Consider the following 8,494-nt stretch of genomic DNA (forward strand, 5'->3'; position numbering starts at 1 on the left):
TATCAACTTCACCTACTGTGTAGTTACCAGCTGGTACCAATTCGTAAGTCTTACCTTCGAATTCAATCTCTTGTGGACGGTTGTCTACAACTGTGTCGTAGTCTTTGTCTACTGGTTGAGCTTTTTCGTCAGTAACATCTTCCTTGATTGTCTTGCCTTCGGTATCTACATAGTGAACATAAACGTTACCCTTAGGCTCAGCTGGTGTTTCTTTAAGTTTGTAAACATAGGTTACATTCTTATCACCTTCGATGACTTTACCTGTTGTTGGGTCTGTTGACTTCAAGTGACCTTCTTTATCAACTTCACCTACTGTGTAGTTACCAGCTGGTACCAATTCGTAAGTCTTACCTTCGAATTCAATCTCTTGTGGACGGTTGTCTACAACTGTGTCGTAGTCTTTGTCTACTGGTTGAGCTTTTTCGTCAGTCACATCTTCTTTGATTGTCTTGCCTTCGGTATCAACGTAGTGTACATAGACATTACCATTCACTTCTTTATAAACATAAGTGATGGTTGATTTTGGTTTAGTAACCTTACCTGTAACTGGATCAGATGATTCAAGGTGACCATTTTCATCAACCTTACCTACTGGATAGTCACCCTTCGGTACGATCTTATAGGTCTTACCATCTTCACTCTTGATTGTGTTTGGTTTTTCACCTTCTTCAGTAGTGTTATATGGTGTATCGTATGGTGAGTTTGGTGTGTCTTGACGAGGTTTTTGAATCTCTTTACCCTTCTCATCAACATAAGTGATAATAACTTCACCTTTTGGCTTTTCTTTAAGTTTGTAAACATAGGTTACATTCTTATCGCCTTCGATAACCTTACCAGTTGTTGAGTCTGTTGACTTCAAGTGACCATCTTTATCAACTTCACCTACTGTGTAGTTACCAGCTGGAACCAATTCATAAGTATTACCTTCGAATTCAATCTCTTGTGGACGGTTGTCTACAACTGTGTCGTAGTCTTTGTCTACTGGTTGAGCTTTTTCATCAGTAACATCTTCCTTGATTGTCTTGCCTTCTGTATCTACATAGTGTACATAGACATTACCATTCACTTCTTTATAAACATAAGTGATAGTTGATTTTGGTTTAGTAACCTTACCTGTAACTGGATCAGATGATTCAAGGTGACCATTTTCATCAACCTTACCTACTGGATAGTCACCCTTCGGTACGATCTTATAGGTCTTACCATCTTCACTCTTGATTGTGTTTGGTTTTTCACCTTCTTCAGTTGTGTTATATGGTGTATCGTATGGTGAGTTTGGTGTGTCTTGACGAGGTTTTTGAATCTCTTTACCCTTCTCATCCACGTAAGTAATAACTACTTCACCTTTTGGCTTTTCTTTAAGTTTGTAAACATAGGTTACATTCTTATCACCTTCGATGACTTTACCAGTTGTTGAGTCTGTTGACTTCAAGTGACCATCTTTATCAACTTCACCTACTGTGTAGTTACCAGCTGGAACCAATTCATAAGTATTACCTTCGAATTCAATCTCTTGTGGACGGTTGTCTACAACTGTGTCGTAGTCTTTGTCTACTGGTTGAGCTTTTTCGTCAGTAACATCTTCCTTGATTGTCTTGCCTTCTGTATCAACGTAGTGGACATAGACATTACCATTCACTTCTTTATAAACATAAGTGATAGTTGATTTTGGTTTAGTAACCTTACCTGTAACTGGGTCAGATGATTCAAGGTGACCATTTTCATCAACCTTACCTACAGGATAATCACCCTTCGGTACGATCTTATAGGTCTTACCATCTTCACTCTTGATTGTGTTTGGTTTTTCACCTTCTTCAGTTGTGTTATATGGTGTGTCATATGGTGAGTTTGGTGTGTCTTGACGAGGTTTTTGAATCTCTTTACCCTTCTCATCCACGTAAGTAATAACTACTTCACCTTTTGGCTTTTCTTTAAGTTTGTAAACATAGGTTACATTCTTATCACCTTCGATGACTTTACCAGTTGTTGGGTCTGTTGACTTCAAGTGACCTTCTTTATCAACTTCACCTACTGTGTAGTTACCAGCTGGTACCAATTCGTAAGTCTTACCTTCGAATTCAATCTCTTGTGGACGGTTGTCTACAACTGTGTCGTAGTCTTTGTCTACTGGTTGAGCTTTTTCATCAGTAACATCTTCCTTGATTGTCTTGCCTTCTGTATCAACGTAGTGGACATAGACATTACCATTCACTTCTTTATAAACATAAGTGATAGTTGATTTTGGTTTAGTAACCTTACCTGTAACTGGGTCAGATGATTCAAGGTGACCATTTTCATCAACCTTACCTACAGGATAATCACCCTTCGGTACGATCTTATAGGTCTTACCATCTTCACTCTTGATTGTGTTTGGTTTTTCACCTTCTTCAGTAGTGTTATATGGTGTATCGTATGGTGAGTTTGGTGTGTCTTGACGAGGTTTTTGAAGCTCTTTACCCTTCTCATCCACGTAAGTAATAACTACTTCACCTTTTGGCTTTTCTTTAAGTTTGTAAACATAGGTTACATTCTTATCACCTTCGATGACTTTACCAGTTGTTGAGTCTGTTGACTTCAAGTGACCATCTTTATCAACTTCACCTACTGTGTAGTTACCAGCTGGAACCAATTCATAAGTATTACCTTCGAATTCAATCTCTTGTGGACGGTTGTCTACAACTGTGTCGTAGTCTTTGTCTACTGGTTGAGCTTTTTCATCAGTAACATCTTCCTTGATTGTCTTGCCTTCTGTATCTACATAGTGTACATAGACATTACCATTCACTTCTTTATAAACATAAGTGATGGTTGATTTTGGTTTAGTAACCTTACCTGTAACTGGGTCAGATGATTCAAGGTGACCATTTTCATCAACCTTACCTACTGGATAGTCACCCTTCGGTACGATCTTATAGGTCTTACCATCTTCTGCCTTGATGAAGTTAGGTTTTTCATCTTCTTCAGTAGTGTTATATGGTGTATCGTATGGTGAGTTTGGTGTGTCTTGACGAGGTTTTTGAAGCTCTTTACCCTTCTCATCCACATAAGTGATAACAACTTCACCTACTTTAAGTTTGTAGATGTAAGTTACATTCTTATCCTCTTTAGCAACTACACCTGTTGTTGGGTCTGATGACTTAAGGTGACCTTGGTCATCAACTTCACCTACTGTGTAGTTACCAGCTGGGACTAACTCGTAAGTCTTACCTTCGAATGTAATCTCGTTCGGACGATTGTCTACAACTGTATCGTAGGCCTTATTAACTGGTTGATCTTTTTCATCGGTTACATCTGGTTTAATAGTCTTGCCTTCTGTATCTTTATAATGAACATAGACATTACCTTTAACATCAGACTTGACAAAGTAGTAGTTTACATCAGTAGATGGTTTAAGGTTACTTGGAATTGAATAGTTATTCGAGAATGAAGCATACCCTTTCAATTTGGTGTACACTTTACCATTTGGAGCAGTTGGGTCATTGGCAACAGATCCTTCTGCTTGGATTTCTGGAACTTTACCAGCAATGACGTTGTAACTGTTATTACCTGATCCAGCAGGTGTCAATGTAGGGTTTGGAGCACCTTTGAATGGACGTGGATAAGTGTGCAAAGTTCCGTCCATTTGTTTATAAGTATCTGTCTCAGTAGGAGACGACCAACCAGTAATAATGAGTGATTTGCTTCCAGCAGTTTCGTTGACTTCAAGATAGTAATCACCATTTTTACTGTTTACTTTTGTAACTTTTGTCTCGTCAGCCTTCCACTCTTCACCAGCCTTATTGACTTTACTAGTGTAAATGAGTGTGTATTTCGATACATCTTCTGTACCAATATCAGATGTAGTAAAGTTATTAACTTGAGACGGATCAAGAGCGTAGAATTTAGTTACAGTTGACCCTTCTGTATCAACGATTTCAGATATACGTTTCACATAATAGTGATTTGCTCCACCCTGAAGTTCGACAAGTTTTTGACCTACAACACCTTTACCAAGGATACCAGATGTTTTTTGAGTAGAATCTGTTGTAGCAGCTACATGCTTGTATCCAGGGATATCACGGTTGTTTGAAGCTGTAAATTGTTGGCCAGCAAGACCTGTATGAGTGTAAGATGCAAGATCTGTTTCATTTCCAGTAGGTGTATATAGTTTTCCTTCTGTGTACTTGCTACTATCAACTACTTTATAGTGAGTTGTTTGATTTACCGTTGCATATGGAACAGAAGTTTGAATGTTTGGTTTATCTTCGTTTTCGTTACCTGGGAAGTTGGTATCACGAATTTGAAGTGTTTCATACTCAAGATTTGGGTTAACGAATGAGAATGTCACGTTACCAGGATCAGTTCCGTTAGCACCTGTATAAGTCAATGTATTTGTAACATCCGTATTGTTATCTGTTATGTAACCCGGAAGCGAGATATTGCTTTCACCAGCTTTGATAGTACGAGTGAAGGCTTCAGAACCATCAGACTTCTTGATGATACGCAAGTAAACATCAGGCTTTACTGAAAGATCACCTTTAATCGCTGAACGATCTACTGAAAGTGTTGCGTAGTAATCAAAATAGGTTTTCTTGCCAGTTGATTGATCCGTTTTAAGGAATTGCCATACACCAAATGTGTAACGGTCAGCATTTGGATCCAAAGAGTAACCTGCTTTGTTAAAGGCCGCATCTTCAATAGTTGCACCGTTTGGTTCAGAGATAACTGGAGAAGTAGCTACAGACCCGTTACCTTCAGTTGAGATTGGTGCCAACTGTGCAGAAACTGCAGGTGCTCCGTTAACAGTGGTGTTCCCTTCAAAGCCTGCGGCTTTCAAGGTTGCCATCATATCATCTACTGACTTGCTCAGACGTGCACGTTGATCAGCGTATGATTGAGCAGTAGCTTCCGTCAAATTAGTTCCGGCTGATAATTCTGATTGAACTTTAGCAACTGCGTCACTGATTGCTGCTTTTTGCTCTGAATTTTGATGGTTTGACGCATATTTATCTGCAATTTTTGTCAACAAAGCTGCTTCAGAAGCATTTTGTTCTAAGACGGCTTTATCATCCGCCGCTGGAACATCTTCAGCTACCTCAGTTGAAGTTGCTGCTGTTACCTTTGCTTCTGTGGCAGATTCATTGCCAACTACTGGTGACTCTTTAGAATCTTGCTCACTTAATGATTCTGATCCTGTTGCAACTTCTGGTGAACTTACTAAAGCCGATGTAGGAACTGCGTCCTTCCCTTGCTCATCAGCATACCCCGTATTTACAAGTGTTGTTGCACCGAGGACAGCTGTTGCTACTACGATTCCTTTTATGAAACCTCGACTAGTCAATCCCTTAACTGAAGCAGCATCTTCACGTACCTCGGCTACGATAGTTTCTTCGACTTGACCTCGAATCACTTTTAGAAGCCCAAAGTTTGAAGTAGATGCACGCAACCAATTCTTACCTGACTTGATCAATTTGAATCGAGTCACTCGATCGGTTTCACGAAATTCTCCGTTTGAACGTTTAAAAAACATGTCAGTCTCCTTTTTTAATTGTATTCACTTTCATTATACATTATTACTGTATAAAAGCAAGAAATTTAACGCAAAGTTTTTAAAAGAGCAGTTAAAAGAAAAACACGATATAAAATACAATTTATTCTATCTTTTTATCCTTTGAAACAAAGATAAAAATATGAATCCAATAATTCAAAACCCATCCCAAATCTACTCCAAAAACACATATAAAAAAATGAATATAATGATAGAAGACTAGAGAAATTACCTACAAATATCTCTTGAAAATAAGTCGAGAATATTGCTATCATTCTGAAAAATCCCTTTACTGTCGTTCAAATAGATTAAAAGAGAGCTCCTCTATCGGACTTCCAACTCTGTTGAACTTAACTAAACAGTTGAAGACATAAATTTTCATCAGACCAACTTCATAAAGAAAGAATCTATTTCCTTTTCCTCTGCCGCTATCTTTCACTAATGTACTACAGTTAAAAACAAGAAAAAAGCGAACAAGACTAAATTCTGACTATCAGAAAACTAGTTTTGTCCGCTTTTTAATGTCGAGATTAGCTTCTTGGTCCAATCTCTATCTCTTAGACAGCTCCAAGCGTTTTTGGATAATATCTACGCTTCCTCAAAAGTAATTTTTGAGTGCTCAATATTTTATTCGTCCTCTTTTTTCTTTCCCGTTGCAGCAAGTCCAAGAAGCGCTCCAACAACACCTAAGGTTGCCAGTGTAACAGTTTCTTTAGTTCCTGTCTCTGGGAGACTGTGTTGACGATTTGTAGGTGCTTGATTTGCCTTGTCTTGTGACGCTACAAGAGACTGCATATCCTTGTATTCTGGAATTTCATGAATTGTTGCCTCAGCTCCATTCACACCGCCTGTGAATTCTGGGACTTCGGTGACAGCTACTTCTGCGCCATTTACTCCGCCAGTAAACTCTGGGACTTCGTTGATAGCAGCTTCTGCTCCATTGACTCCACCAGTAAACTCTGGATCTTCTCCACGAGTAGCTGCTTCTGCGCCATTTGCTCCGCCAGTGAACTCTGGGACCTCGTTGATAGCAGCTTCTGCTCCATTGACTCCACCAGTAAACTCTGGATCTTCTCCACGAGTAGCTGCTTCTGCGCCATTTGCTCCGCCAGTGAACTCTGGGACCTCGTTGATAGTAGCTTCTGCGCCATTGACATTACCAGTGAACTCTGGATCTTCTCCACGAGTAGCTGCTTCTTCGCCATTTGCTCCGCCAGTGAACTCTGGGACCTCGTTGATAGCAGCTTCTGCTCCATTGACATTACCAGTGAACTCTGGAACTTCGGTGAGAGCTGCTTCTGCGCCATTTACTCCGCCAGTGAACTCTGGGACCTCGTTGATAGCAGCTTCTGCTCCATTGACATTACCTGTGAACTCTGGAACTTCGGTAAGAGCTGCTTCTGCGCCATTTACTCCGCCAGTGAACTCTGGGACCTCGTTGATAGCAACTTCTGGTCCATTGACTCCACCAGTAAACTCTGGATCTTCTCCACGAATAGCTACTTCTTCGCCATTTGCTCCTCCAGTAAATTCTGGAAGCTCATGACTAGTAGCCTCTGCGCCATTGACACTACCTGTGAACTCTGGGACTTCATGGATTGCTGGATCTGTTTTACCTGTTTCAACTTTCTTAGTTCCGACTAACACAATCTCATCTTGTGCTGCTTCAACAACTTCGCTAAGTTTTTCAGTACGGCTTCCATCTAATGCCACTTCGGTAATGATACGTTCTTTACCTTCACGACCTACTTGAGACACGCTAGTTTTACCTTCTGGAAGAGTTGGGTCTTCTTGCTTCACTGTCTTGAAGCGGATTGGTTTTTCAACTACTTCAAGGCTTGGTTGACTAATGCTCAATTCTTTAACACCGCCAGCTGGCTCAGATGTTCCTTCATAAGTACCAACTTCGATGACACGATCTTGAGCTTCTTCACGTTCAACCTTAACTGTCTTACGTGTATCTCCATCTACTTCTACATAAGTCGTTACTTGACCTGCTTTACCATCTGAAACAACTTGTTCCTTACCTTTAGCTAGGAAGGCATTCTCACGACGAACAGTATTAAAGGCGATTGATTCTGTAGTTACTTCAAGACTTGGTTGCGTTTGAACTAAGACCTTATCTCCTTCAGCTGGAACTGTTGAATGTTTCACTTCCTCTTCTGGCTTACTTGGTTCCTCTGGCTGTGCTGGTTCTTCAGGTTTGCTTGGCTCCTCTGGTCTTGCAGGCTCTTCTGGAGTTGGTTCCTCTTTTGGTGTCGCCTGAAGATTGTTGATAGATGTCAAAGCTTCTTGCAAGGCCTTATCTACTGCATCTTGAGTCTTAGCTTCTTCGATAGCAGCAAGAGCTTGCTCTGCCAACTCAACCAGTTTCTTCTTAGCTTCCTTATCATCACCCAACTCAGCTGTTTTACTTTTAATGGCTTCGGACAAGCTTGCCATAGCTTTATCGTAGTCAAGCTTAGGCTCTTCTGGTTTGCTTGGTACCTCTGGCTGTGTTGGTTCTTCTGGCTTGCTTGGCTCTTCTGGTTTTGGATCTTCTTTCGGAGTTGCTTGAAGTTGATTGATAGCAGCTAGACCCGTTGCCAAAGCCTTATCTACAGCATCCTGAGTCTTAGCGTCTCTGATGGCAGTAAGGGCTTGCTCTCCAAGTTCAACCAGTTTTTCCTGTGCAGCTACATCATCGACAAGTTCAGCAGCTTTTTTCTCGACTGCTGCAGCCAATTCTGCAATCGCTTTATGACGGTCAACTTTAGACTCTTCTGGTTTGCTTGGTTCTTCTGGTTTTGGTTCCTCTTTCGGAGTTGCTTGAAGTTGATTGATAGCAGCTAGACCAGTTGCCAAAGCCTTATCTACTGCATCTTGAGTCTTAGCTTCTTGAATAGCTGAAACAGCTTGCTCTGCCAACTCAACTAATTTCTTCTTAGCTTCTTTATCGTCACCAAGTTCTTTAGTCTTTCTTTCGAT

The 8,494-nt window shown here is 40.5% G+C and carries 2 protein-coding genes; both read right to left on the bottom strand.

The window, feature by feature from the left end; translation table 11 throughout:
* Positions 1 to 5,509, bottom strand: a 5,509-nt coding sequence (locus QM887_RS09820; protein WP_414271431.1) for an accessory Sec-dependent serine-rich glycoprotein adhesin, incomplete at its 3' end; no start/stop codon positions are given.
* A gap of 645 nt (positions 5,510 to 6,154) precedes the next feature.
* A partial coding sequence (locus QM887_RS09825; protein ID WP_414271432.1) for an SIALI-17 repeat-containing surface protein occupies positions 6,155 to 8,494 on the bottom strand: 2,340 nt, incomplete at its 5' end.

This window comes from Streptococcus infantis (assembly GCF_047460875.1).
Taxonomy (GTDB): Bacteria; Bacillota; Bacilli; order Lactobacillales; family Streptococcaceae; genus Streptococcus; species Streptococcus infantis_AA.